Consider the following 26,827-nt stretch of genomic DNA (forward strand, 5'->3'; position numbering starts at 1 on the left):
AGTAAGGATCTGTTAAATAATCACTTTATCTCAGCATAAAACGATAATAAAGGAAGTCAGTAATGCCACCTAAAATACTCATTGTTGAAGATACAGAATCGCTTGCGCTGATGTACCAATCATATTTGATCCCAACAGGGGTTGAAACTCGCATTGCCTACAATGGTGAGCAAGCTATGTGCGCACTAAACGAGTTTGAACCTGACTTAGTGATTTTAGATGTTATGCTGCCTGATATGAATGGGCTTGATATTTTATCGTCTTTAGACCCAGATACGGCACCACAAGTGATTGTTCTAACAGGGCATGCAACCAAAGAAATGGCCATTAAAGCGATTAAACTAGGTGCCAGTGACTTTTTAGAAAAACCGATCGAAGCAGATCGTTTTCGCATCACAGTAAACAACGCATTAAAGCTCAAAGATTTAAAACAAACAGTTAAAAGCTATCAAACAACCTACGAGAACGGTAAATATTACGACCTGATCGGCAGTTCATCCGAAATGCAATCGGTTTACCAAATCATAAAGTCAGCATCGGCGAGTAAAGCCACTGTGTTTATTACTGGTGAAAGTGGAACGGGTAAAGAGTTGTGCGCCCGTGCGGTACATTTAGCGTCACCGCGCGCTAACAAACCGTTTGTAGCCCTTAACTGTGCTGCCATCCCAAAAGATTTAATCGAAAGTGAAATATTCGGCCACTTAAAAGGGGCGTTCACTGGTGCTATTGCCAATCGTGAAGGGGCAGCTGGCCAAGCTGATGGCGGGACTTTGTTTTTAGATGAACTATGTGAAATGGACATCAACTTACAAAGTAAGCTACTGCGCTTTATTCAAACTGGTTGTTACCAACAAGTGGGAAGCGAAAAAGAAGTCAAAGTAGATGTACGCTTTGTGTGTGCGACTAATCGAGACCCTTTACTTGAAGTGCAAGAAGGGCGTTTCCGTGAAGACTTGTATTACCGTTTACATGTTATTCCAATTGCTTTACCGCCATTAAAACAACGTGGTAAAGATGTTATTGAAATTGCGGACGCATTATTCAAAAAAATAAGTAAAGAAGAAGGGCGCTCATATAAAGGCATGTCTGAAGGAGTAAGAAACTTATTTTTGAGTTATGGCTGGCCTGGTAATGTTCGCCAATTAGAAAACACGATTCGTAATATCCTTGTGTTACACGATGAAGCGTTTATTGAAGCAAGTATGATCCCCGCATTGCCAAATGCACAAAACCAAAGCCATGCGGCTACACCTATTACTGCGCCCAATCAGTCAGAAGCTGTTACGCAAAGTGTCACATCTTCGACCAATGAACTCGCTACGAGTGTTAACAATACATCCTATGTGTCTTCACAAGTTGGTTTTTCTCAAGCAGACATAGAACCACTTTGGATAGTCGAAAAGCGCTACATCGAACAAGCAATTGACGCCTGTGATAACAATATACCTAAAGCAGCTGCTTTATTAGATGTGAGCCCTTCCACGATTTATCGTAAAATCAAAAGTTGGGAAGAGATGCAAGTAAGCTAGTGTTATAAACGCGATCTAGCTGTTTAAATTGTTGTTCACCTGAAAAGCGTTGCTGAATTAATTTTTGTGCATTGTTAAGCATGTATTGTTTTTGCTCAGTGCTCAGCATTTCAACGTTTTTAAGCTGTTTTTGGAGTGCCTGAGCCGAGCTTTCGCCCATCATTAATCCGTTAGATAAATGATTGATAATATGCGGCAATTGCCCAACCGCTGCAGCAATCACTAACACCCCATGCGACATTGCTTCTAATGCCACCATTGGAAGTCCTTCTGCGCGAGAGCAGATCACCAATACATCGAGTTGTTGCCATATTTGTTGTTGCTCACATTGACCATGATAATTGACCGCTGATAAATCCAGTTCATTCACCATTGGCCCATCGCCAAACATATGAAAATTCAAGTTTGTTGATGCAAAATGTTTAGCCGCTTCAATGAAAATATCAGGCCCTTTTTCATGAGATAAACGACCCACAAAGCCAATATTAATCTCCTGTTTGCTACGAAGTGTTCTTAGTTTTGTAGGTTTTTTCACTGCGATGAAGTTTTCAAGTAACTCCGCATTGTAGAGCTCTTTGGTCAACGAGTTCGATACGGCAAAGTTTAAAGAGAAGTAGCTCAGAAGCTTATCAAGCTTATTGTAAAAGTACACTTTGCCCACACCAGCTTCACCAGCGTGATAGGTGGAAATACAAGGGCGGTTTTGCCAGCGACACACCAACTTACCCATGATACTTGCCTTGTACCCATGGGTGTGTAGTAATGCTGAACGAGGAAACATTTTTAGTATTTCGTTCAAGCTTTTTAAATTTCCGCCAGCAAAACCGTAAGTGATATTCGCTTTTTCTAAGCGATGATAAAACTCACGATTATTATGATCTTGATAAAATAGTACCGAGCTCATAATATTATATCGTTCTAATAGCTTACTCATGGCAATCAAATGGCTTTCGATGCCACCAATTAAGCTTGAATCTACAAATAAAATAACACTATATTTCATATTCACTCCAAGGTGAGACCATGATAGATACAGCGACCTATGCTCAATTACAACAGGATGTTGGTGACGACCTAGCAAAACAGCTTTTACAGGTTTATATCACTGAGTCCCGCCAAATCGTTGCTGATCTTGCTGACGCAACGAAACAGTCTGAAATCGAAATAAATGCCCACAGTTTAAAAAGCAGTAGCCGTAGTTACGGGGCATTAGCCGTAGGCGGCCTTGCAGAACAAATTGAGCAAAAAGCGAAGGCATCACAATTTGACGATGAACTACAAAGCTTAATAGCCTTACTGCAAGACCAATTTGCACAAACGCTAACTCACGCGCAAAGTTTGATTGCTACTGACTAGTTCCTCAGCTTCTAGGCTTAACGGCATTTTTAATATTTCGCCAAATACATTACTTAGCTGCTCAATGTCGTGCTGCTGGTTTGGCGATTTAACAACATCGTCAAAGTGAGACACAATTTCACTAAGCGCATCTAAAGAGATACTCATGTCACAAAACCGGTAACCAAGCATGCCTTCGAGCCAATCAACCGGTTGCATATCGAGCGATTTAATTACGCTGGCTTCTTTGGCAATATTTTCGATAAACAATCGGCATGCTGATGTTTGTTGCACCGCTTTAGCTATGTCTTCAACTAACATGGCAGGCATTACACTGGTAATTAAACTTCCAGGGCCAATTATTAGCATATCGGCGTTTTCAATAGCTTTAACCACACCAGGAGCAGCATTCACATCTTGTGAGAGCGTTAAATAGTCTGGGAGCTCTTCTTGTAAATCAATATCGCATTCACCAAATACTTTGATGCCTGATGACATAACCGCTAGTAAATCAGTCGGTTCGTCTGACATGGGTAGAATCGTTTCTGAATTACCCAACATAGCATTGAACCATGCAACCGCTTGAGTTGCTGAGTTAGTTTGTTGGGTTAAGCTTAATAAGGCTAAATTACCTAGGCTGTGGCCATTGAGTTCACCACCATCAAAACGGTGGTGAAAAACTTGATGGATTAATGAGTCACTATCAGCTAATTGCAAACAACAGCGTCTAATATCACCAAGGGCAACTACATCTTGGCTTTGACGTAATTTACCTGTGCTGCCGCCATTGTCTGTGGTTGCAACGATAGCTGTCAGTTCGGCGCAGTGAGGTCTAATTGCACTTAACATATGGGATAAACCGTGTCCGCCGCCTATGCATACTATTTTCATAACACTCGCCTTAATTAAGCTTATTTAATATTTAGGAAGCATGGCCCGTACCAAGTGTTCGGATTTATATAACACAATGAAATTTAAATAATTTATTTTGATATTTTTATGGCTAAACTGAGAACTGTTTTCTATATTTGCAATATGCGATGCAATATTAACTAGGAATGGCAATGGCAGAGTTAAACTTAGAGCAATTACAACTTGAGCTAACGGCATTTCATGGCATAAATGATAGCCGTGCATTAAAAGCTCAACTTGAAAAAGTGCTTCTGCCATATTTTTCGTTTAAAGAGTTTTGCTTAATCAACTTCGAAGATTCAAAAGCATCCCTCGAAATGCGTACTATTAAGTACATTGAATTTGACGAAACAATATTAAAGTCAAAGTTACAACAAGCGCAGTCACAGTGGTTATTTAATGAAGATAACTCACTGTTTTATAGTAATGAGTTCGTAAATAACCTAATTTTTCATGTTGATATCTCTGAACACACAACGCAGTGCTTGGTCTTTTTCGATATAAAAGAGCAGGCTAGTTTTAATGATAAATCACAAACCGCAATCAAAATCTTATTACAGCAAGTAGCGGTTCAATTAGCTGCGCAAACAAGGCTTAACCGGCAAAAGTTTCACTCAACCTCTTTACTAACAAGACTTGGAGAGTTATCAGAACTATTCAGAGACTTCGCCAGCGAATGGTTTTGGCGTACTAATAAAGATGAGCACTTTATTAATGTTTTAACTACCGCCAGCCATAGTAACTTATACAAACGCCATTTTTTACATAAAAATTTTGATGCCATTATCACTGAGCAGGAACAAAATCAGTTAAAAAAATGGTCACACTTTAAACACTTGCTGGCAGATCATGCTGAGTTTTTAGATTTTGAATTTGAAGTTAATTCGTCGCCTCCGGCCTGGGTCTCTTTGAGTGGTAAACCACAATTTGATTCAAGCGGGAAATTTCGCGGCTATTTAGGCATCGCAAAAGATATCACGGTTAACAAAGAGCGTGAGCAAGCACTACAATTAGCAAAAGAAAAAGCAGAAGAAGCAAACCAAGCAAAGTCACAGTTTTTAACTGTGATGTCCCATGAGATCAGAACTCCTATGAACGCCATTGTCGGCATGTTGGAGTTGTTAGCCGATTCAGAACTTAATGACAAACAAACTCGTTGGCTTGATTACGCAAACTCAAGCGCTGACTTATTGCTTGATTTGATCAGTGATGTACTGGATTTTTCAAAAATTGAAAGTGGCTCGATGGAGCTTGATGTCAAAGCGACAGATATAAATGCCTTAGTTAAAAATATTACTGCACAGTTTCAAGAAACCACTCAAGGCTCTAATGTCTTGTTTACCACAGAGATAAGCGATGGCTTACCCAACAAAATTAATATTGATGGGGTCCGGGTCGGGCAAATTCTGTTTAATATTTTAGATAATGCCTTCAAGTTTACCAAAGTAGGCACAGTTAATTTTAACGCTGACTTCAATGATACCCATTTGTTATTTGAGATAGCAGATACTGGGCAGGGGATCTCTCAATCTCAAATAGCCAGCATTTACGATGCCTTTAAACAGCATGACTATGGTGTTAATCGACAAGTAGAAGGGATTGGCCTTGGGCTTAGCATTACCAAAAGCCTTGTTGATTTAATGAAAGGCGAGATTAGAGTAGCTAGTGCAATCAATATAGGCACTAAGTTTACTATTTATATTCCATACTCTGTTGTTGCCGATGATCAGCAATCAATAGAGCATGAGCAAACTCTTGAACCAATGGCTATTCTTGTTACAGAAGATAACAAAACCAACCAAGTGCTAATCAAAACCTTTTTAGAAAAGCTCAATCACCACGTTACCCTTGCAGATAATGGCCAACAAGCGATCGATAAGGTACAACAGCAACACTTTGATTTAGTTCTTATGGATATGATGATGCCAGTGATGGATGGTATTACCGCAACTAAATACATGCGTGAAGAATTAAAAATGACTTTACCCATTGTTGCCTTAACAGCTAATGCATCACATCAAGATAAAGCCATTTGCCTTGAGGCTGGTATGAACAAAGTGCTGACCAAACCAATTCGATTTCATGATCTAAACCGCGCACTACGCATTTTGTTTAGCCAATAAAGAAGCCCCAAAATAATGGGGCTTCTTTATTTTACAACACCATTGCCGCAACCCAGCCAGCAACAAGTAGCGGAATATTAAAATGGATGAAAGTGGGCACCACTGAATCCCAAATATGGTCGTGTTGACCATCTGCATTTAGACCGGATGTTGGGCCAAGTGTTGAGTCAGAAGCAGGGGAGCCTGCATCACCTAGTGCTCCAGCAGTACCAACCAGTGCAGCTGTAGCCATTACCGAAAAATTTAGTTCCATGCATAATGGTACAAATAGAGTCGCGATAATTGGCACCGTCGAAAACGAGCTACCTATGCCCATGGTTATTAGTAATCCAACGAGTAAAATCAATGCAGCCGCAAGAGGTTTGTTACCTTCAATGATACCTGCTGCAGAGCTAACTAATGAGGCTACATCACCCGTTGCTTGCATAACTGAAGCAAAGCCCTGTGCAGAAATCATAATAAAGCCAATCATCGCCATCATAGCAATGCCTTTACTAAAAACATCACCATTTTGTTCAAGTTTTACAACACCAAACAAGGTAAATATGGCCACACCAACAAGACCACCAAGGATCATTGAATCACTGATATTTTGTGCGACTAAAGAGCAAAGTACGGCTGTTATGCCCACAACTAATACCTTTTTAGGTTGTTCTATCACAACTTCATTTTGTTGTTCTGTTAAAGTATGCGAGTCGTAACTACGGCGTTTTCGATAGCTAATAAACACCGCAACGAATAAACCAAACAACATTCCAATAGCTGGAATGATCATTGCCATCGGTACTTGTGTATTCACAATTACTAAGCCATTTTCAGTGAGGTTTTTGTGTAGTATCGAATATAGGTAAATGCCACCAAAACCATAAGGTAGCACCATATAAGAGGTAGCTAAGCCGAAGGTTAAAATACACGCAATGGCACGTCTATCAAGGCGTAACTTGTTAAACACCACAAGTAATGGCGGAATTAGAATGGGTATAAAAGCAATATGTACGGGTATCAAATTTTGTGATGAAATTGCGCATAGTAAAATGATACTTAATATAAGATAACTAAGTGTAGTTTCGCCTTTATGGCTGTTTTCGTTTACTTGCTTTAGTAACTTAGACGCTAAAATGCGTGTTAAACCCGACTTCGAGATTGCGACTGCAAACGCACCTAACATCGCATAGCTCAGTGCTATTTCAGCGCCACCCGATAAACCATCATTAAATGCATTAACGGTTTGAGATAAACCAAGGCCTGCGGTCAAACCCGCAACAATTGCGCTTAGCGTCATCGCCACAATGACATTAATTCGACAAAGTGTCAGGATCAGCATCAACATAACGCCGACAATTACTGCATTCATATTGTTCTCTATTTGGCTGTTTTGAGAGAGTTTAACAGAACTCGCACGCGGTTTTTGCGGTTTTGGTTATATGAATGCTGTTGATAACGTACTTCGATGATTATTTGCTCAAACTCGCTTAGGTATGCCTCTGATCTAGGCTTTTGCTGTTTAATTAAAGCAATATTTTGTAGTGGCGTGTTAGTGTCTAGAGGCTCTATACCTTGCTTTTTTGCCCACTGATAAAGCTTAGTGATGTCATCAACCAACGGTTCACTACTTCGAATAGGGCGTTTGTTATATAAGAAATAACCAGTAAAGATCAGTAATAACGTACCTAATACAATTAATGGTGTTAGCCATGCAGACTTATTACCAAACAGTGAATCAAACAAACTTTGCTGAGATTCTTGGTCAAACGTAAGCACCCAGTTAGTCCATTTATAGTCGAGCTCTTCAAGGTGAATTCGAAGCCAGTTTATTGCTTTAAAATGACTCCAACGTTTTAGACCAAAGTTAAGATTGTCGTTAAAGCTTTCGTTTAAATCTCCCAGTTGTGATAACGAACCGTTTAAACGTTCAGGAGCAACAACAGCGGTAGCATCAAAAATATGCCATTTTTCATCAAAGAACACTTCAACCCATGCATGGGCATCATATTGGTAAATGTTAAGCGTAGCGGCTTTAGTTTGTTCTCCACCTAAATAACCTGACACAACACGGGCAGGGTAACCGGCAACACGAAACATAAATGCAGCGGTGCTCGCATAGTGCCCACAAAAGCCCCGTTTGGTATCAAATACAAACTGGTCTAGTGTATTATCACCATACATAGGCGTAGGTGTTAATGTATAAGCAAACTGTTGCTGATTAAAATAATTAAGTAGTGCATTAAAGTAACTTTGAGCATTATTATGCGTAGCTGCAAGCTTTTTTGCGAGTGCCATCGTTTGTGGGTTTGTTGTGTTAGGTAAGCGGGTATATAAGCGTTTTTCAAAGTCACTAAGGTTCATCGAAGCCTGACTGCTCGTTACCGCATATTTAATATTTTTGTTTAAGTTACCTTTACGCTTTAACAAACCATTGTAGGTTGAGTGCACATCTGAATTAGCACTTTGTGCAAAGCCAAGTGCAAATAGCCAATTTGAAGATGAAGGCTCTGCAATAATCTGATAATTTACGCTATTACTTTGAGTAATTGTACGGCGAATTTGATTAAATTGTTGAGATTTCAAAATGTCCGATATTAACCATTCACTGCCATTAAACTCATCATGAATAAGGCTGCGCCAGTAATAGGGGGCCTGTAAGGCTTGCCCAGGCTGTTGTTCTACCCGAAAAACCAAGTCATCTGACTCAGCTAATTTCGCAATAGAAAAGGGGTTAACTTGCTCTGATAAACCCGTTTTCGCAAGCTTTGGCCCCGGTAATTGCCAAAACGCCGGTATTTTCGGTAAAAACAAAATCAAAAATGCCGCTATGGGTAAAGCTAGTAGTATGGTTTTAAAACTTTGTTTATTAGCGGCCTTAAAGCTTTGTGGGCTAGTTAAATAGCCAAGCACCGCAAAGTTCACAATATAAAGCACACTGACCACCAAGGTTTCAAACAATCCTTGATGGAATAAATACACCGTTGAAAGGTTAAAAAACACCAGTAAACAAACGGTTTGATACTGTTTGACGGTTTTCGCTTGGAGCAATTTAAAGCTACTAGCAAGTAGCATCATGGATACAAATAGCTTTACTGTATCGCCCACGCCAACCAGAACAAATAAGGCAACTAAGCAAATTGCTGCCAAAATATTCGCCAACAATCCATTTAGTTTTTTATAAAATTTACCTAAAAACAGGTTTAAAAAACTGAGGCCAGCCAATATGGCTAGAAATGGAGTAGTTACTTCAGTAAACAAAAAACCACTAATAACAATAAACAGAAGTGATAAAACGGTATTAATAAGCGGGGTATTCATGCTTAAAACTCCGCTAAAGCTTTCAGGCAAGTTTCTTGATGACTTAGCCCTAAACCTTTTGTGATATGTTTATTGGGTAAAGTTAACGAAAAAGCGATTTGTTGATCGGTTAACTGGTTTACTAAAAAACATAATTGGCTTAATCGATGCTCGTTATTTCCTGTTAACGTATTGTAATTAAGAGCTAATTCCTGTGATGTATCACTGGTAAACTCTTTCGTTAATAGCTGCTGAGTTTTAGCGTAGTGTTTCCACGACACCTTATTAAGTGCAGTGCCTTGCACAAAAGAAGTGAGTTGATAAAAGTCATCATTACCGGCTTTGATTTGTGCATTATCGCCATCATGTTCGTCATTGTCATGAAGTTGTGTATCAAGCTTTTCTGTGGGTATTGGCTTTGGATAAACATAAACTGTATCTATGGGCTCTATGTAGCTCCAAACCGACACTAAGCCAAAAGGGAAATGACTAATGATTTTTATTCTATCAAAGCCATAAGCACCACGTTCGCTACATTTAAGTGCTATTTCAACCGAGTTTTTCTCGTTGCTTTGTAGTGAAACGGCTTCAGATTCGATGTTATTATTGATTAGTTTTACTAATTCGCAGCGTGATTTTGCTTGTAGTTCAAAGCGTGCTAAGGGCGCTTTGGGTGCATAATCTTCTTTCACTGAGAGATATTTAACCAATAAACCTCTGACATTTTTATAGCCAGTTAGTATCGCAAATACCATAACAACAACCATTAAATAAGCCATCGCTAATATAAGGTTATTTTGATAGTTAATACCCATCACAAAGTTAAGTAGGGCAATTATTAGAAACTGCCCACCAAGTTTAGAAGGAAGCACATAAATAGTTTTATGTTGGAGTTCAATTTCGTTTTTTTTATGTTTGTTTTTTAATAACTTATTAAAAACTAATTGACGAAATTGTTTAACAAAAGCAGGGCGCTTTAACATGTTTACAAGCTTACAGGCACATGTTTAAGTGCATAACCACTGTCGCCAGAATTTAACCCCAATCGGTGATCAGTCACGCTAGGAAAAACCGCTTGTACATCTTCAGGCAAAACAAAATCACGACCTTCGATATACGCCCATGACTTTGCAGCACGAGCAAGTGCAATACTTGCTCTTGGTGATAATGGGTTTACAAAATGACTATCTTGGCGAGTAAAAGCGACTAGTTCGAGTATGTAGTCAACAACCGTATGACTTATTGTTACAGTATTAATTTCTTTTTGAATAACAGCGAGTTGTTCTGAGTTAATGCGAACAGGTAAATCATCATAGTTACGGTTGTTTAGACCTAAAATAAGGTTTTTCTCGGCTTGTTTATCAGGAAAACCTAAACTGATACGCATGAAAAATCGGTCTAATTGTGACTCTGGTAACGGATAAGTTCCAGATTGGTGCACTGGGTTTTGAGTTGCAATAACAAAAAATGGTGATGGTAGGGCGTGTTTAACCGAATCCACCGTAACTTGTTTTTCTTCCATTGCCTCTAAAAGCGCACTTTGTGTTTTAGGACCAGCACGATTAATTTCATCACCTAAAACAACTTGGCTAAATACAGGGCCTTGATGAAAAGAAAAACTATGTTCTTTAGCATCAAAAATGTTCGTACCAAGAATATCAGAAGGTAATAAATCACTTGTGAATTGAATACGTTGATACGACAATCCAAGAACTGCTGCAAGTGCATGAGATAAAGTGGTTTTTCCCATACCAGGCAAATCCTCAATGAGCAAATGACCTTTACTGAATAAGCATGCTAAAGCAAGTTTAATTTGTTGTTGTTTACCAAAAATGACCGTAGACAGATCATCAATTATGAGTTGGATTGTCGAATTCATAAACTACTTAATTTGTTATGGTTTCCATCAATTCTAGACGTTTCATAACAGAGTCGACTTTTTTTGAGTTAAAAGGTTTAGCAATAAAACCTCGGGCGCCTAATTCCCAAGTGTTTTGAACATTCTCAAGACTGTTATGACCTGAACACATAACAACGTGAGTATGGGGATGTCGGTCATTCAAATATTCAAGAATTTCCTCACCGTCAGTGTTAGGTAGCTCAATATCAAGAAAGATAACGTTTGGTGACTTTTCTTCAATTAGAGTTTTGGCTGATTCAAAATCTCGACTTTCTAAAATATCGTCAAAACCAAGACCAGTTAAAATTTGATTTAGATAGTCGCGAATATCTTGCATATCGTCGATTATCAGAATAGGTTCTAACGGTTTCACAAATTCCATATCGTTTACATCTTATCGTTACATCTTAAGTTGATAGTTTTAATATATGTCATGCGATAAGTAAGCTCAAGAAACTCAGACTAATAAAATAGATAATATGACAAAACACCATCATTATGTCCGATACCGTCTAGTATTGGACTTAGCGCATATAGAGAATAGGTACCAGGATATACCACTGGGTTACTTCCTATAATTTATATTATGTTAAATAAGATATTTATCTTTATAACCAGCCTCACTAGTCGTTAGATTTTAAGGTTTTTTAGCCCCTTTTTTGCTTAATTTGGGTTTTCACGGTTTTATAGTTTTTTATAAACTGCTCATTTTTACTTTGTAAATTTTCAACCAAACTTACTTCATTCCAATAAGACTACAACGATGACTTTTTACAAACCTAGATTTGAAATGCCTTTCTTGTACGGCTTCCCAAAAATATAAAAGCAATTTTTTCACTGCCTGTAACCGTAATGGCTTTAAGTTCATTGACTATGATTTACTGTTCGTTATAACCAAAGCCACTTAGATGCCCTACAAATTCAAATTGGGCAGCTGTACGATTTGATTTAAGTAAGTTAGACGCTGAATATCATTGGTAATGAATTAATCAAAATGAGTGATCAACTGCTTTGTAAGAATTTACAATTTCTGAATATAAAAATGATTTATTAATTTTAGACTTTCAAAAACTCCCAGTTACATTAATACGTAGCCAACTACGTACCAGCCAATTGGCCAAAACGCTAACAAACTATATGTGATTAGGTTTGCATTCCTAACTTTAGTCTTAATGTCATTTTTATTGAGTCCGGTATCTGCAAGCATTTTCTTTGAAACTAAAAATTCAGACCACCATGATACAAAATAAAATGGAATAAGTAGGAATAACCCTGCAAATAAAATCATCCAATGTAAGTCAGATTCATAAGGGATTAACCAAGGTGCTTGCCACGTTACTGCTAACATTTTGCCGACAAATGTATCCACGCCATACGCTCCGCCACCACCTGTCAGCATTTGTATTAAAACAAGAATTACCCAAGTTAGAGGAACCCCAACAATTGTAGATACTAAGTTTGAAACAAATGCTGTTTTTACCGATAGTCCTTTGGTTAAATCTAAACTCTTTTGAAGGTATATTGCTTCAATAGCAATTATTGGTAACAAAGAGATCGAATACACAGGCACTGCAAGCATAATCATAGGTAGTCCTGCATTTGCTGAAGCACCAAATGAGATAATAGCGAGTGGCAATAAAAATAGATAAATTATGAATTTATTCAAAACTATCCTTAGTGTTCTGTTCTTCCTTATATTTAACTGTCAATTTAACTTAATGTTATTTCCAAATCAAAGTCTACTCAAACTATCAGTTTCTCCATTAATTTAAGCTAGTCATTGGCTTCATAAGCCTTACTCGGTCTTACGAACTTTAAATATGTCTCAGATAGCAATATTTATCTTGTAGTTTCGTTATTTTTCACCGAGTTTTTTGATTACTTTTTTTATCTAAGTAATGTCTGTTTTCACTGCGGCAACGGTGGCGAACGCGCCACCAATTTGAACAATAACAATTAAAAGTAAGTTTATTGAGTTTGCATCGGCGGTCATACCCTGCCCCTTCGCTGCTAGAGTTATTCTCAGCATCAACTAAACCATCAATTAAAACTCGGTATTGCGGTTTTAATCGGAAATTAGCGTCAAACTAATTAAGGTCTAAGGAAGTTAGCCATAAAATCTCAAGTAACTCCACCATTCAAATCCTTTTCGATTCGTGTTTAATGAAGACACCTTTAATAATGCTCAAGGCTAGAGTCTTTGAGTGGCTTTTAAGTAGTTACCAATCTGTTTAACACACAGAATTTGACTTCTGTGGCGCCTGAATATTTGAAGTGGATTTTGTCGTATGTCAGGCCAACGGGAACGTCTAAAGAAACTGTGTTACCAGGTTCAACGCCTGTAATACTTGGAAGTTTAGAAATATTGCGCATTGACGGCTCCTAGTTAATTAAGTTTTTAACTGGACGCAGAGCGCGAACTTTGTTGATAACAGCAAAAGCGGCTAATGCCATACCAACGGTGATCAAACGATTTTTAGTAAACATGTGCGGCTCCAAATGTAGTTGCACGGGATTGGAGCCTGGAGCGTAAAGGGGAATAAAAAAGGCCGTATGAGCTTTACTTATAGCTGATACAGCTCATGAGATAATTGATTATTTAGTCTTCATTAGTTCTATATTTGGCTTTAATAGCTTCTGTTTTCATCATTAATTTTACAGAAAAAGTATTTTTTTCATGTAACGAGGCCAGGAGCGCATCAGATTGTATCAATAACCCTTCTAAATGATAGAGTTCTTCTAATGCATCATTTATATTTGATATTTCTTTTATGTACTTAATCTTTTTTTCATAAATTACTTCTGATTTCTTAACTCTTTTATTATCAGAGTCTATTAACTCCTCAATAAAAGCTAAGATATTTTCCATATCTTCAGGATCTAAGTCAGAATTAAAAACTAACTCAGTTAGTGAAGAAGTATTATATCTATGAGTTAATACATTTGAAAAATATCTTGTTATTATTATATATAAGTCCCGTTTAATTTTACTTAATTGAACAAGTTCTTCATGTTCTCTAGAAAGACGAGCATTTTTATAAGTTTTGACACTGATGTACACCGCTGCACAACCGATAAAAAAAGTTATCAAAGGCTGGAAAGCACTTAAGATAAGTAAAAACTTTTCTAAATAACCAATCAAATTCACCTCCTTTTAAAATAAATTGTTTCTAGTTTCGCTTGTTCAGTCCCTTTCGCAACCAATACTGAATTTGTTTGCGATCGATATTCACAATTGATTTAAGTTCCTGTACTGATAAATCCATTTCTTTAGCCATATAGTTATAACTGGCTGACGTTTTTAGCGCGCCACACCAGGTAAACTCAACTTGGTTGAGAATAGTTTTATCTGATTCCTGTGGCCGCTGTGTTATAGCGCAAAGCCTACCGCCATACTTACGAACTTTACGGCATAACTCCCCCCAATTAGGCGGTGCTTTACCAATGCGGGTAACATCGGCTATTTCATCTGAGATTATTTTAAAATAAATAATATTTGCTCTAAGAAGGCTATAAACTATTTCATTCCCCCCAATTAAACGCCCTAGCAACACTTAGCCCAATTTCATGCAGCACTACAAATCCAGCGCCGTATAAGCTGGCCCATACTGGGATGATGATAAAATCGAGGGTTGAGGTGGATGATGAAACGGCGACTTCTTGGTAATTAGTAAGCCATGGGTAAAAACCTACGCTGTAGAGAATAACAATAGGTGCGACAAAGAGTACTAAACGTAGTTTTCGTGCTTTAAAAAACGGTATAAATGAAGCTCCAAGCATCAATAATAACGGCACAAACACGTAGACTACAGAGGTAAAATCATTGAGCGTCATGCCTAAACCAACGGTTACAATCAGCATGAATAAAGCAATAAAAATGCGGTAAGCGGCTGTAAAATTCATTGTCATTCCTTGTAATAAACCTACAACCACCCTAGCATGGTAATTTTTAAATGTATATTTTATATGACAATTATCTTATTGCACTCGATACTTTCTACGAAATACTTATCATGGCTTACTACTATAAACCCACCTTTAAAGTCTTGTAATGATTTTGCTAATAACTGTTTTGATTCAAAGTCTAGGTGATTATCAGGCTCGTCTAATAACAAGAATGCAGTGCTTTCAATATTACTAACAATACACATGGCTAGTTTCATTTTCTCGCCACCACTCAAAAATGCGGCGTGTTTAAATACAGCATCCTTTCTAAAGCCAATACTTGCAAGTAAAGTTCGCGCGGTGCTCTGGCTTAAATCTTTACAGTAAGTCATGAGATTTTCAAGCATGGTTAGCTCGTTGTTTATGAGTGTAAAATGTTGGTCTAAATAATAAAGAGCTTGGTTGCAATATAACTCCCCTACTTTAGCTGGTATCTCTCCTATAAGAGTTTTAAGTAAGGTTGATTTTCCGGCGCCATTAGCGCCAGCTAAATGAACTTTATCATCACTGTACACCTGAAAAGTTAGCGACTTTTGGGCACCATATGCTAATACTACATTATCCAGGCTGAGTACTTTGTGATGCTTAGCCTCATCTTTTTGCGATAAATAAAATTGTTGGGCTTTCACTTGTTCAAGCTGACTTAAAAATTTTTGTTTATTGCTATTTAGCATACCTTCTCGCTTAGCGGTATTTTTACTTTGCGAAGATAAATTTGCACTGGCTTTATCTTTTTTCGCATCCATTAACACTTTAGGTTGGCTACCAGACTTTCTAAGTGCTGCTCCCTGAGCTGCTCGCTTAAGTGTTTTTTGCTGTTGTAATTGCTCTGCTGCTTTGAGTATTGTTTGCTGTTTAACAACGTGGTTTAATTTGTTTGCAAGCGCAGCAACTTGCTTCTGCTTTTGACTTTGGTATTGTGAAAAACACGTACCATATTGTGTTAAACCAAGGGTTGTAAGTTCCCATATTTCATGTGCTTGTTCTAATAATTCTTGGTCGTGACTAATCAGTAATATTTGTCCTTTGAATTTGTTAATTTGCTCTATAAGCCAGCGCTTACCGTGTGCATCTAGGTGGTTTGAAGGTTCATCGAGTATTAAAATATCGTGATTAAAGAAGTTAAATAACGCCCAGAGCTTTAATTGACTAAACTGGCCGCCGCTTAAATATTTGCTTGCTTTACAGTCACTCAAAATTTCAGTATCAGTGCTTTTAACACCTAGCCTCAAAAGCTCTGCCTTAAAGCGCTCTGGTAAGTCCCAATTGTCTTCTAGCAAAGTTAAATTTTGCTCTGTAACTTGCCCTTGGTTTATCGCTTCAAGGGCATTAAACATAGACTCTAAGCCAATAGCCTCTGCAATTGTTAGATTATCAGCCTGATTTACATCGTCCATTTGCTCATAAAAGCCAAGGGTTGAATTACAAACAACCGTGCCAGAGCTTGGCTTTTTTTGCTTAGCAAGTATTGACGCTAATATAGATTTACCGCAGCCGTTCCTGCCAACTAACGCAGTAACTTTTGCAGTGAGAGAAAATGAAAGGTCGTTAAATACAACATCGCCATTGCCATGTTGATAACATAAATTGAAAGCTTGAAGTTGTGGCATAGTGCCTCCTGTATTACAGGGGCAGTGATACCAATCCACAATAATACTTAATCATTTTGAGGGATAAAACCTGCCGCTACCTTCGTTAAAAATATCGCATTAAAAACAACTTAATAACGAAATTTTTGCCTTGTTATCGACGATGTTTTATTGCCTTGTTATCGACGATGTTTTATTGCCTCAAAATAGACCACTTAATTAAGAGAATTGGTATTAGGCGTTTGATCACACGAGAAGGAATATAATAATGTAAGTGATAGTGAGCAACGCCTACTAACCCTGTTGGTCCAAAAAGATAAATTGAAATTGGATAACAGGTTTAGATGTTCATGTTGGCGGCTACTCCTAAAAATGAGCTCTCATAATAACCATCCACTGCCTAAATGGCAACGAGTTATGTTACTCTTAAGCCACTGAACATTTAAAGGAATCTATTTTGAATTTAGTTGAAAGCCAGCATGCCTCACAAAACCCTATTCAAGTTAAGCTGCAAATTGCTGAACATAAGCGTGTTTTTGTCATTGGCGATTTAGATGCAGATTTAGCTAAATTTGAACAGGCGCTCTGCTCTGTCAATTTTAATCCAAGCACGGATATTCTTTTTTCACTCGGCGATGTAATAGACCGGGGTGATAACAGCATGGCTTTATTAAGACGTTTTAAAGAGTTGGGTGTAAACATGTGTTTAGGTAACCACGAGCACATGCTACTTGAATCATTATTAGCAAATAATGAAGATTATTATCGCTTATGGGTTGAAAATGGCGGCCATTGGCACACCCAAGCAACCGATGAAGAGCTTAAATTTGTCTTTCAGCAACTTCTAAAGTGCCCTCTTTCTTATTTTGTTGAATACGCTGGTATAAAAATCGGCCTCTCGCATACCACGTGCGCTGATTGGGATTGGAATAATCCAACAAAAGATAAAGAAAAAGCAATTAGTTTACTACTTTGGGATAGAGCTTTAACCAAAGCAAAGAAGCCAGTAATAAACCCAAGTATCGATTTTTCAGTGCACGGTCATAACACCACTAAAGAGCCTTATTGGCTAGGTAATAGCTATCATCTTGACACAAATTACCTCAGTGGTAAGCCTACTATAGTTGAGCTTAAAACACTGATAAACCAGTTTTCATCAATGTAAGCTTGCCAGTCGTTCGACAGTTTGATCATCAAGGTATTTTTTATAGGTGAGCCGTGCATGCCACAGCTGCTCATCGTTTTCTTGAATGTAAATAATTGGGCCAGCAACTTTATTCGCTAAGCTAGTTAATTTACTGTATTCACGGGTATCAATTATACCATCGCTGAAGTAGCTTCGTGCCGTATTTAAAAATTGCTCTTCTTTATAGATATCGCTATGCCAAATTAACGAACGATACATACTTGCTGTTATTTCGGATGGCTTGTCATTCGAACGAAAGAGTTTCACTTCTGTATAAATTGAATTACCGGTGATTACAATCCCTATTAACGACAACGTCGTAAGAGTCATCATCCATTTCATGCTCTATTCCTCAAAATTAGGTACTAACCTAACTATAGGTGATGAAGATGAATGTATGCTGTTTATTTAATTAATTAGGATTGGTAAAACTATTTTCAAGATACTTAATTCTTGTTTTAAATGTTGTTTAATGTATTAGGCAAACTAGCCTAATACATTAACATCACTACTAGTGAAGTGCCGCTGTAAACGGTATATTTTTACAGATTTCAGCTTCTGCTATCAAAATTTCTTCTAGGCGAGCATCAACTTCTTGCTTATCGAAATACTCGTAGGCAAGTTCAACGAATAAGTTTTTATGTTTTTCTTCTGATTTAGCAATCGCGACATAAAACTCTTTTTCTTTACCTGCTGGTAAGGCTTCAGCGACAAGCGAAAAACGCTCATGTCCGCGAGCTTCTATTACACCAGCCACTAATAAGCGGTCCATTAAAAATTCATCACGACCATTTCTGAAAACCGCGCGAATTTGTTTGATGTAAGGATCTTTTTGATCATTACCAAGGGAAACATCACGTTCCATTAGTAATTTTAAAACTTGTTTAAAATGAATCATTTCTTCTAACGCTAAATCAGTCATAGCTTTAACGAGCTTACGACGATCTGGGTAGTGTGAAAGCATAGACATAGCCATACCAGAGGCTTTTTTTTCTGCTGCAGCATGATCTTGTAAAAAGGTATTGAAGTCAGCCAAGACTCCTTCTGTCCATTCAAATGGCGTGTGGTATTTTAATTCAAACATAATAAGGAACAACTTAACTTATAATGGCGGCGATTCTAGCGTATTTTACTTATGATTATAACCAAGAGATTTATCAATTTTACCACTTCGGGTTGATGACACTTTATCTGGGTGTTTTATGTCATTCCAAGCTGTGACCTTGCCCCCAATATTAAGCTGTTTAAAGCTGATTGGTTGTTCCGTGCTTAAAAACTGCTGCAATAGTTGCGGGCTATTAGGGTCAGCAACATTAAGTGTTAGTAATTGATGTTCACAGCCTTTAAAGTAATCTGCTATTTGCTGTTGATGGCGCTGATAACAGGCTGTTAAATACTCATCAGATTCTAAATCTGCCAAACTATAGTGGCCAAACACATCAAGATAACAGCGTTTTAAGTGAATATTAAAGCCACCGTCTGGGCGCATTAAATTAGTGTGCATACGTGTTAATAGCTGCCTGATTGATGGTAGCCATTTAGCTAAGTCGCGCTCAAGATTTATAAAGCGGCTGTTTGCAAAGTGTTTATCAAGTAAAACATATTCACTAAATACAGGGGTGTCGGCAATAACGTCTGCGTTGGTAATTGCTTGTTGGGTATAGGCTGTGTGCGAGGTTTTATAGCCGAGTTCTAAAAAGCTGTTACATATACTGGTTGTGCCGGTTCGTGGTAAACCGATTATAAAAATTTTTGAGCTCATGGCACCTTATCAATAGATAACCACAGCGACTTATCTTCTACTGGGGTTAACCTTGGTAATTCGTTATTGTTCAATTCTATAATAATCTTGTCATGAACGTGGGCATTTTTAATGAAATCACGATTATATTTAAAGAATAGCTCGTCAAATTCACCGTTTTTACGCATAACTTTTAAACCCTCATTCACCGCTTTTGCAATTTCAGGCTTATCTTTGTTAAAAAAGAAATAAATAGGGCTTTTATATTTAAGCATTAGTTGCGGAAGAACAACCAAGTCGATTTTTTTCTCGAAATTAGCCTTTTCCTCCTCTATTTCGAGTATAGAGCGAGGAAATAACTGCCCTCTTCCTTTATCAAGCATAACGAATAATGACTCAAAATCTTGAGAAGTAGCCACAGTTAAATTGTTGCCTTTTAAAATATCTGTGTCAGGCCAGTGCTGGCCTTGTATAAATATAATATTTTTTAGATCGTCGTATGTCTTGATTTGGCTTAGATAAGGTAATTGCCTTTTAGTTGTAAACATTAAACGCCACCCGAACAGTCCTTTAAAAATAGGAATTCTCAATGGCAATAACATTTTTTCACGTTCAGTATTGGTCATACTCCAATACACATTAATACCAGTTCCAGTTGCTATTTCTCTAAGAACTCTGTTTTGTCCTAATAGTCTTGGTGACGGTGTTAAAGTAAAATTATAACCACTTCTCTCAAGTGCGGTACGAAGCAATATAAGAGGATAAAGTAATTTTTCATCAAGGTTTGGCAAAGTCTTAGGGTAAATTACCCTAAGAGTTTCAGGTGGAATAGCAACCGCTTTTTTTGCATTGATTGTTTTTACATTTGCCGAACAAATATTTTTTAAAAACAGTAAGGTAAGAGTAAAAACAACTTTCTGCATATTAGAATACCTGTGTAACTAATAACATCACTGCACTGATCAAAATAGTTAAGAAGGTGAGTATCATTCCTAACGCTCGTAATTTCATTATATTATCAACGAGTGCATAACTATGACAAAAACGGCCTGCAACAAGCATTGAACCTAAAATATAGCAGAAATGGCTAGGAAGACCCTGATACTCTAATAAAAATAGCAGAATCAATGAAAATGGCACATATTCAATAAAATTAGCATGGGTACGTATAGCTGCTTGTAGGCTTGCATCACCACCATCGCCTAGTGAAATACGTTTTGCTTTACGAAGTTTAATTACACGAAAGCTAAGTTGGATGTATAAAATGGCCAAAATGGCAGCAAAAGTTGAAACAATCACAGTTTTTCCAATTTTTATTTAAAGTTAGACGCTTAGCACTGTTTATTGCTAGGCTGTTAAGTAAGTAGTTAGGTTAGCTCAGTATGATATTTAATGTCTAACAGTTCTTAAGGAAGTGCATGTTTACGCCAAGAAAAATTGCCGATAATTACCGTGAAATGGTAAGTAGTATCGGTTTTTACCCTTCAATGCTCTCTGTCATGTTTTTGATTTTCGGATTAATTAGCATTGCAGTAGAGTACTCTTCACTATCAATGGAGTTTAAAAAGCTGATTGGCGTGTTGTTGGTCGACAGCGAAGAAAACGCCCGAACTATCCTCAGTACGCTTGCAGGAAGCATTATCTCGTTAACGGTTTTTAGCTTTTCTATGGTTATGGTAGTGCTAAACAGCGCCAGTGCTAGCCTTTCTCCTCGAGTATTACCTGGACTAATTACCCGTAAATCGCACCAATTAGTGCTTGGCTTTTATCTTGGTAGTATTATCTACACTATATTAATGTTGATAAACATACGTACCATTGGCGATGGAGATATGGGAATTCCATCTTTGGGTATCTTCTTTTCTTTGGTTTTTGGTTTGATTTCGCTGGGATTTTTTGTGTTTTTCATTCACTCAATTTCTAAAGCGATTCAGGTCGATAATGTGTTAAACGATCTATTTAAAAATACCAAAGGCGAGCTTAAATGCATTATTAATATGCAACAAGAAAACCCAGTTGAGCATTTTCCTGACTTTGATGACTGGCATAGCATAAAAAGTAAAACAGAAGGCTACTTTAAAGGCGCACATAGCGATAAATTATGCGCATTGTGCCAACAGCACGGTATAAAAATTTATATCTCGGTTAAGCAAGGCTTCTTTACGGTTAAAGGTTATCCGTTTTTAAAATGTGATACTGACTTATCTGACAACCCAGAGCTTGTAGAGCAACTACTAAACTGTTTTATCTTTTATATCGAAGAGTATATCAGCGACCATTACCGCTACGGTATGACACAAATCTCAGAAATTGCAGTAAAAGCCATGAGTCCGGGGATTAATGATCCTGGCACTGCGGTAAAAGCCATTGATATGCTGAGTATCTTATTGATTTTACGTTTAGATATTTATGATGTTAATTACTCGCTTAAACGATGCGAGAACAATCAACCACACCTTTATATACACGAAACATCATTCGATGAGCTACTGCACGATAACTTTACGCCTATTCGTAACTACGCAAAAAATGACGCCTATGTCATGGTTAACGTACTTGAAGCTTTTAAAAATATATTGTTTAGAGCATCTGATAACGAAAAAGCAACAGATAGTTTGTTTGTTTATTTAGGGGCGATTATTGAAGATATCGATACGCATATTAGTAATGAGTATGACCGAGAACAAATTACTAATATGCTTAAAGCCATAGCCCGTATTTCAGAGCAACAAGGTGAAAAATTGCTGGCAAGCTTCACCAGCAATCAATAGACTAATTTTCTATTAGGTAAACGGCATAGCTACTAGCTGTGATCGTAAGCTCGCCACCGTTGTATGCATCAGGTACATAGTTATCTGGTGCAGCTTCAGCCATAACCATTTTACTTGCACGCATATAAGGCTGGTTTCCTGTTTCTAGTGGGCTATTAGAAGCGGTATAAAGACCTTTAAGCTCTACCCCGTAATCACTGGCAAACTCTTTTGCGGCATCACGCGCATCTTTAATTGCCAGTTTTTGAGCTTGCTTTTGTAACTCTTCATAACGGCTAGATATAAACTGTGTTTGATTAATTTCATTTATGCCCGCGTTCACCAATTGCTGAAGCATAATCGGGTACTTTTTAATATCAGTTAAAGTCACAGATAGACTGCGCGTTACTCTATAGCCGACAAAGTTTTGCTTGCCTGTTTCACGGTTGTATTCTGTTTGGCGGTGTATAGAGATATTAGACGCATAAATGCCCTTTTCATTCACACCTTGGCTTTTAGCAAGCTTAATAGCTTTTGCCATGGTTGCATCGGCTTTGTTTTTAGCGGCAATTAAATCTTTATCTACTTCAACAATACCCACTGTTAGTTTAACGTTATCAGGGATAGCTTTGATAGTTGCGTTGCCTTGAATGTAAATATGCGGTGCATCAGGTGTAGCTTGTGCTAACGCATTAAAGCTTAGCGCGGTGGCCATCGCGGTGAAAATTAACTTACGCATAATACTGTTCCTTAATTATTAACTCCGTTCATTATCACCTTAAAGAGTTAATTGAATATGAACAAGGCCTTTTAAAACAATATAAAAAAACAGGCATTAAAGCCTGTTTTTTCAATAACTCAACGTGTTATAGCTTAGATACTACGACGCTTATAGTTACGGTACTCTGGAAGCCAATAGTTTTTCTCAATTGCAGCCCATAGCGCTTCATCGCTCAGCTCAAGTGCCACACCTTCTTCCATGGCTTTTTTAGCTACCGCAAACGCAATACGTTTACTTAATGATTGGATTTCAGTAAGTGCTGGTAATAAGCTACCTTTACCTGTGTTAGCACGTGGCGAAGACTCTGCCAGAGTTTCACTTGATACAATCAGCATCGCATCTGTAATTCGTGTTGCTTTAGCAGCAATAACACCTAAACCAATACCCGGGAAAATGTAGCTGTTGTTACATTGCGGGATTGGGAAAGTTTGGCCGTTATACTCAACCGGATCAAATGGGCTACCAGAGGCAACAATCGCTTGACCGTCTGTCCACTCAATTACGTCTGAAGGAAGTGCTTCAACTTGCTTAGACGGATTACTTAACGGGAAGATAATCGGTTGTGGGCAAGATGCGTGCATTGCACGAATAACTTGTTCTGTGAACAAACCAGGTTGGCCAGATACACCAATTAGGATGTCTGGTTGCGCACAGTGCATTACATCTAATAAAGATGCGTACTCACCACTGTATGTCCACTCGCTCAAACCGTCTTTAGATTGGCAAAGGGCTTGTTGGAAGTCACGTAAGCCTTCCATGCCTTCAGTAAGTAAACCAAAACGGTCAACCATGAAGATTTGAGAACGAGCTTGCTCATCACTGATACCTTCAGCAACCATAGTACTGATAATTTGCTCAGCAATACCACAGCCAGCAGAACCTGCTCCGACAAACACGACTTTTTGCTCTGAAAGTTTCGAGCCTTTAACACGACATGCAGCCAGTAAAGAACCTACTGTTACTGCAGCAGTACCTTGAATGTCATCGTTAAAGCTGCAGATTTCATCACGGTAGCGTTTTAATAATGGCATTGCATTTGGTTGTGCAAAGTCTTCGAACTGAAGTAACACACTTGGCCAACGACGTTTAACAGCTTTGATGAATAGATCTAAGAATTCGTCATACTCTTCTTGCGAAATACGTTTATGACGAGCACCCATGTACATAGGGTCGTTAAGCAGTTTTTCATTATTCGTACCAACATCAATCATTACTGGTAACGTGTAAGCTGGGCTAATACCACCACACGCTGTGTATAGTGATAATTTACCGATTGGAATACCCATACCACCTATACCTTGGTCACCTAGACCAAGAATACGCTCACCGTCAGTTACAACGATAACTTTTACTTTGCCTTTAGTGGCGTTACGTAAAATATCATCAATTTGGAAACGATCTTCGTAAGAGATAAATAGACCACGGGCACTGCGGTAAATGTCTGAGAACTTTTCACAGGCATCACCTACTGTTGGTGTATAGATAATTGGCATCATTTCTTCAAGATGATCACGCACTAAACGGTAGTAAAGTGTTTCGTTGTTATCTTGAATAGCACGAAGGTAAATGTGCTTGTTTAAATTATCGCTAAAGCTTGAATACTGCTGGTAACAACGCTCAACTTGTTCTTCGATCGTTTCATAACGCGGTGGCAGTAAACCGGCTAAGTTGAAATTTTCCCTTTCTTTTTGTGAAAAAGCACTGCCTTTATTTAATAGTGGCGTTTCGATCAGACCAGGGCCTGAATAAGGAATATAAAGATAATTTGGATCGGTATTTGTAGTCATATTTCCAAGCTTTGATGCGTCATAATTATGATCTGACATTATTACTCTTGAAGGCGAAATTGCAATGACAATTCACCTTGTCAGACCATTGAAGAAAATGAATTTTATGCTCTAAAGAGCTTACTAGATAGTATACATGAAAACTCAGCAGCTTTAAGGCTGCTGAGCTTGTTTTTAGTGGCTTTTATCACTTAAAGCGATGCCTTCACGGCGAGGATCGGCTGCGCCATAAAGCTTACCGTCTTTTACTTCAACAGCATGTAAACCAGAGTTTAAATCTAAGATACGAACTGTATGTCCACGATTAACAAATTCGGCTTCAGCGTTGGCAAGTTCAGTGCCCTTTTCTAGGCTTGTGTAATTATTACGATTAGTAATGCGCGGTAAGTTAATTGCAGTTTGCGCATCTAAGTTCCAATCAAGCACACCCACAACCACTTGAGCAACGTAATCAATAATGCGGCTACCACCCGGTGAACCGACTACCAAGCGTAAGCTGCCATCTTTGTTAAACACCATTACTGGCGACATTGAACTACGCGGACGTTTACCTGCTTCAACACGATTGGCTAACGGCTTACCATTTTTTGTTGGTGATAAAGCAAAGTCAGTTAGCTGATTGTTCAAAATATACCCGTTCACCATTACTGTTGAACCAAATGCCATTTCGATAGAACTTGTCATTGACACTGCATTACCTTGGCTATCCACAATCGATACATGGGTGGTTGATGGTAATTCGTAAGCATCATCCTGTGCATAAGCAAGTGAGTTTGGTGGTGTGCCTGCTTCAGCGTGGGCATCTTTTTCAGAGATAAGCTTTGCTCGACCTGCAAGGTAACCTTTATCAAGTAAACCTTGTGTAGGGATTGGCATAAAATCAGGGTCGCCCATATACACGTTACGATCTGCAAACGCTAAACGCGATGCTTGTGTAAAGTAATGCAGAGCTTGAACTGAATTTGGTTTAAGCTTAGCCATATCTTTGTGTTCAAGTAAGGCCAGAATCTGTAATACAGCTACACCACCACTACTTGGTGGAGCCATTGAACAAACCTCATACTGGCGATAATCAACACATACAGGTGCTCGTTCTTTGCTTTTGTAATTAGCTAAGTCTTCAACACTCAAAGTACCCGGTGCTACCACTGAGTTTTGCACTGCATTGACAAGTTCTTTTGCGTTTTCACCTTTATAAAAAGCATCAATACCTTGTTTAGCAATATCTTTATAAAGTGCGGCAAGTTCTGGGTTCTTCTTAACAGTGCCAACAGCAAGCGGTTTACCATCTGGGAAGAAATAATCACGAATAACAGGTAGCTTTGTAACCCCTGGGTTTAACTCTTTAGCGAGTAACTGATGTAAACGCGGCGACACAACAAAGCCTTTATCAGCCAATTCAATAGCAGGGCCAAACAAGGTTTGCCAGTCTAACTTTCCGTAACGCTTATGAGCAGTGGCAAAGGCATCTAAAATACCAGGTACACCTACAGAGCGACCGCCTACCACCGCTTCAATCCATTTCACAGCTTTACCGTGTTTATCTAAAAAGAGTGTTTCGTCAGCGTTACTTGGTGCAGTTTCTCGACCGTCAAAACTAGTAAGGCTTTTTGTTTTATTATCAAAGTACATCATAAATGTACCACCACCGATCCCCGACGATTGCGGTTCTACCAGTGTTAAAACAAGTTGAGTTGCAATTGCAGCATCAACTGCAGAGCCACCTAGTTCAAGCATTTTTTGGCCAGCTTTAACTGCATAAGGGTTTGCGGCAGCGACCATGTACTTATTGCCTTCAACAACCTGTTTATGAGCAAAGCCTGTTGCGGCTTCAGGTTCGCGAGTCTCAACTTTTGCAGGGGTAGCAAAAATAGCAGTTGAATAAATTAATGAAGTGGACAGAGCTAACAGCGCTTTGGTTTTGAATAACATAAATAAACTTAATCCCGTAGTGTATTTGGCATCTT

At 38.3% G+C, this 26,827-nt stretch carries 26 protein-coding genes; 5 read left to right on the forward strand and 21 right to left on the reverse strand.

What is annotated here, in order from left to right; translation table 11 throughout:
- Positions 1–62: 62 nt before the first annotated feature.
- Positions 63–1,529, forward strand: a complete 1,467-nt coding sequence (locus EVU92_RS12465; protein ID WP_130051493.1) for a sigma-54 dependent transcriptional regulator — start codon at positions 63–65, stop codon at positions 1,527–1,529.
- Here EVU92_RS12465 and EVU92_RS12470 read toward each other — a convergent pair.
- Positions 1,498–2,532: a glycosyltransferase family 4 protein gene (locus EVU92_RS12470; RefSeq protein WP_105174125.1), complete on the reverse strand. Its 1,035-nt coding sequence runs from the start codon at positions 2,530–2,532 to the stop codon at positions 1,498–1,500. The genes EVU92_RS12465 and EVU92_RS12470 overlap by 32 nt on opposite strands.
- Before the next feature lie 20 nt (positions 2,533–2,552).
- Here EVU92_RS12470 and EVU92_RS12475 point away from each other — a divergent pair, with 20 nt between their 5' ends.
- Positions 2,553–2,885: an Hpt domain-containing protein gene (locus EVU92_RS12475; RefSeq protein WP_130051494.1), complete on the forward strand. Its 333-nt coding sequence runs from the start codon at positions 2,553–2,555 to the stop codon at positions 2,883–2,885.
- Here EVU92_RS12475 and yvcK read toward each other — a convergent pair.
- Positions 2,850–3,755, reverse strand: coding sequence for a uridine diphosphate-N-acetylglucosamine-binding protein YvcK (gene yvcK / locus EVU92_RS12480; RefSeq protein ID WP_130051495.1), 906 nt, complete (start codon positions 3,753–3,755; stop codon positions 2,850–2,852). The two genes, EVU92_RS12475 and yvcK, sit on opposite strands and share 36 nt — an antisense overlap.
- Before the next feature lie 173 nt (positions 3,756–3,928).
- On the opposite strand from yvcK, the gene EVU92_RS12485 reads away from it, so the two are divergent.
- Positions 3,929–5,899, forward strand: coding sequence for a response regulator (locus EVU92_RS12485; protein ID WP_168990015.1), 1,971 nt, complete (start codon positions 3,929–3,931; stop codon positions 5,897–5,899).
- Positions 5,900–5,930: 31 nt separating this feature from the next.
- Here EVU92_RS12485 and EVU92_RS12490 read toward each other — a convergent pair whose 3' ends face one another.
- The 11 genes from EVU92_RS12490 to EVU92_RS12535 form a co-directional block, all read right to left on the reverse strand.
- Positions 5,931–7,253, reverse strand: a complete 1,323-nt coding sequence (locus EVU92_RS12490; protein WP_130051497.1) for a Na+/H+ antiporter family protein — start codon at positions 7,251–7,253, stop codon at positions 5,931–5,933.
- 8 nt (positions 7,254–7,261) lie between these two features.
- Positions 7,262–9,202 carry a DUF3488 and transglutaminase-like domain-containing protein gene (locus EVU92_RS12495; RefSeq protein ID WP_130051498.1) on the reverse strand — a complete coding sequence of 647 codons (1,941 nt, stop codon included), beginning with the start codon at positions 9,200–9,202 and terminating at the stop codon, positions 7,262–7,264.
- A gap of 2 nt (positions 9,203–9,204) precedes the next feature.
- Entirely contained in the window at positions 9,205–10,164 is a 960-nt protein-coding gene (locus EVU92_RS12500) for a DUF58 domain-containing protein (protein WP_130051499.1), read from the reverse strand.
- Between the two features lie 2 nt (positions 10,165–10,166).
- Positions 10,167–11,060 carry a MoxR family ATPase gene (locus EVU92_RS12505; protein WP_130051500.1) on the reverse strand — a complete coding sequence of 298 codons (894 nt, stop codon included), beginning with the start codon at positions 11,058–11,060 and terminating at the stop codon, positions 10,167–10,169.
- 7 nt (positions 11,061–11,067) lie between these two features.
- Positions 11,068–11,463, reverse strand: a complete 396-nt coding sequence (locus EVU92_RS12510) for a response regulator (protein WP_130051501.1) — start codon at positions 11,461–11,463, stop codon at positions 11,068–11,070.
- A gap of 696 nt (positions 11,464–12,159) precedes the next feature.
- Complete coding sequence (locus tag EVU92_RS12515; RefSeq protein WP_205987931.1) at positions 12,160–12,747, reverse strand: hypothetical protein; 588 nt, start codon at positions 12,745–12,747, stop codon at positions 12,160–12,162.
- Positions 12,748–12,972: 225 nt separating this feature from the next.
- Positions 12,973–13,110, reverse strand: coding sequence for a hypothetical protein (locus EVU92_RS21610; protein WP_168990016.1), 138 nt, complete (start codon positions 13,108–13,110; stop codon positions 12,973–12,975).
- 570 nt (positions 13,111–13,680) lie between these two features.
- Complete coding sequence (locus EVU92_RS12520; RefSeq protein WP_130051502.1) at positions 13,681–14,223, reverse strand: hypothetical protein; 543 nt, start codon at positions 14,221–14,223, stop codon at positions 13,681–13,683.
- 28 nt (positions 14,224–14,251) lie between these two features.
- Positions 14,252–14,632 (reverse strand): hypothetical protein, encoded by a 381-nt coding sequence (locus tag EVU92_RS12525; RefSeq protein ID WP_240701312.1) that lies wholly within the window; start codon positions 14,630–14,632, stop codon positions 14,252–14,254.
- Entirely contained in the window at positions 14,604–14,984 is a 381-nt protein-coding gene (locus EVU92_RS12530) for a hypothetical protein (RefSeq protein ID WP_130051503.1), read from the reverse strand. Before EVU92_RS12530 ends, EVU92_RS12525 begins: the two co-directional genes overlap by 29 nt.
- 59 nt (positions 14,985–15,043) lie before the next feature.
- Positions 15,044–16,636: an ATP-binding cassette domain-containing protein gene (locus EVU92_RS12535; protein WP_130051504.1), complete on the reverse strand. Its 1,593-nt coding sequence runs from the start codon at positions 16,634–16,636 to the stop codon at positions 15,044–15,046.
- 436 nt (positions 16,637–17,072) lie between these two features.
- Between EVU92_RS12535 and EVU92_RS12540 the strand changes: the two genes are divergently transcribed.
- Positions 17,073–17,780 (forward strand): metallophosphoesterase, encoded by a 708-nt coding sequence (locus EVU92_RS12540; RefSeq protein ID WP_168990018.1) that lies wholly within the window; start codon positions 17,073–17,075, stop codon positions 17,778–17,780.
- On the opposite strand, the gene EVU92_RS12545 is transcribed toward EVU92_RS12540, so the two are convergent.
- From EVU92_RS12545 to EVU92_RS12565, 5 genes are all read right to left on the reverse strand, one after another.
- Positions 17,772–18,143: a hypothetical protein gene (locus EVU92_RS12545; protein ID WP_130051506.1), complete on the reverse strand. Its 372-nt coding sequence runs from the start codon at positions 18,141–18,143 to the stop codon at positions 17,772–17,774. The genes EVU92_RS12540 and EVU92_RS12545 overlap by 9 nt on opposite strands.
- 169 nt (positions 18,144–18,312) lie before the next feature.
- Positions 18,313–18,885, reverse strand: a complete 573-nt coding sequence (locus EVU92_RS12550) for a tRNA-(ms[2]io[6]A)-hydroxylase (protein ID WP_130051507.1) — start codon at positions 18,883–18,885, stop codon at positions 18,313–18,315.
- Positions 18,886–18,930: 45 nt separating this feature from the next.
- Positions 18,931–19,563 carry a sulfotransferase gene (locus EVU92_RS12555; protein WP_130051508.1) on the reverse strand — a complete coding sequence of 211 codons (633 nt, stop codon included), beginning with the start codon at positions 19,561–19,563 and terminating at the stop codon, positions 18,931–18,933.
- Positions 19,560–20,465 carry a transporter substrate-binding domain-containing protein gene (locus tag EVU92_RS12560; protein WP_130051509.1) on the reverse strand — a complete coding sequence of 302 codons (906 nt, stop codon included), beginning with the start codon at positions 20,463–20,465 and terminating at the stop codon, positions 19,560–19,562. The genes EVU92_RS12555 and EVU92_RS12560 overlap by 4 nt, the downstream gene beginning before the upstream one ends.
- Position 20,466: 1 nt before the next feature.
- Positions 20,467–20,841, reverse strand: a complete 375-nt coding sequence (locus EVU92_RS12565) for an MAPEG family protein (protein ID WP_130051510.1) — start codon at positions 20,839–20,841, stop codon at positions 20,467–20,469.
- Between the two features lie 119 nt (positions 20,842–20,960).
- Here EVU92_RS12565 and EVU92_RS12570 point away from each other — a divergent pair, with 119 nt between their 5' ends.
- The gene (locus EVU92_RS12570; RefSeq protein ID WP_130051511.1) at positions 20,961–22,313 is read left to right on the forward strand and encodes a DUF2254 domain-containing protein; all 1,353 of its coding nucleotides are present in this window, start codon (positions 20,961–20,963) and stop codon (positions 22,311–22,313) included.
- A gap of 1 nt (position 22,314) precedes the next feature.
- Here EVU92_RS12570 and EVU92_RS12575 read toward each other — a convergent pair whose 3' ends face one another.
- From EVU92_RS12575 to ggt, 3 genes are all read right to left on the reverse strand, one after another.
- Positions 22,315–23,031 carry an SIMPL domain-containing protein gene (locus tag EVU92_RS12575; RefSeq protein WP_130051512.1) on the reverse strand — a complete coding sequence of 239 codons (717 nt, stop codon included), beginning with the start codon at positions 23,029–23,031 and terminating at the stop codon, positions 22,315–22,317.
- Positions 23,032–23,165: 134 nt separating this feature from the next.
- Positions 23,166–24,860, reverse strand: a complete 1,695-nt coding sequence (locus EVU92_RS12580; protein ID WP_130052291.1) for an NAD-dependent malic enzyme — start codon at positions 24,858–24,860, stop codon at positions 23,166–23,168.
- Positions 24,861–25,034: 174 nt separating this feature from the next.
- Complete coding sequence (gene ggt / locus EVU92_RS12585) at positions 25,035–26,792, reverse strand: gamma-glutamyltransferase (RefSeq protein WP_130051513.1); 1,758 nt, start codon at positions 26,790–26,792, stop codon at positions 25,035–25,037.
- Positions 26,793–26,827 lie beyond the last annotated feature (35 nt).

Source organism: Pseudoalteromonas sp. MEBiC 03485, assembly GCF_004195145.1.
Lineage (GTDB): Bacteria > Pseudomonadota > Gammaproteobacteria > Enterobacterales > Alteromonadaceae > Pseudoalteromonas > Pseudoalteromonas apostichopi.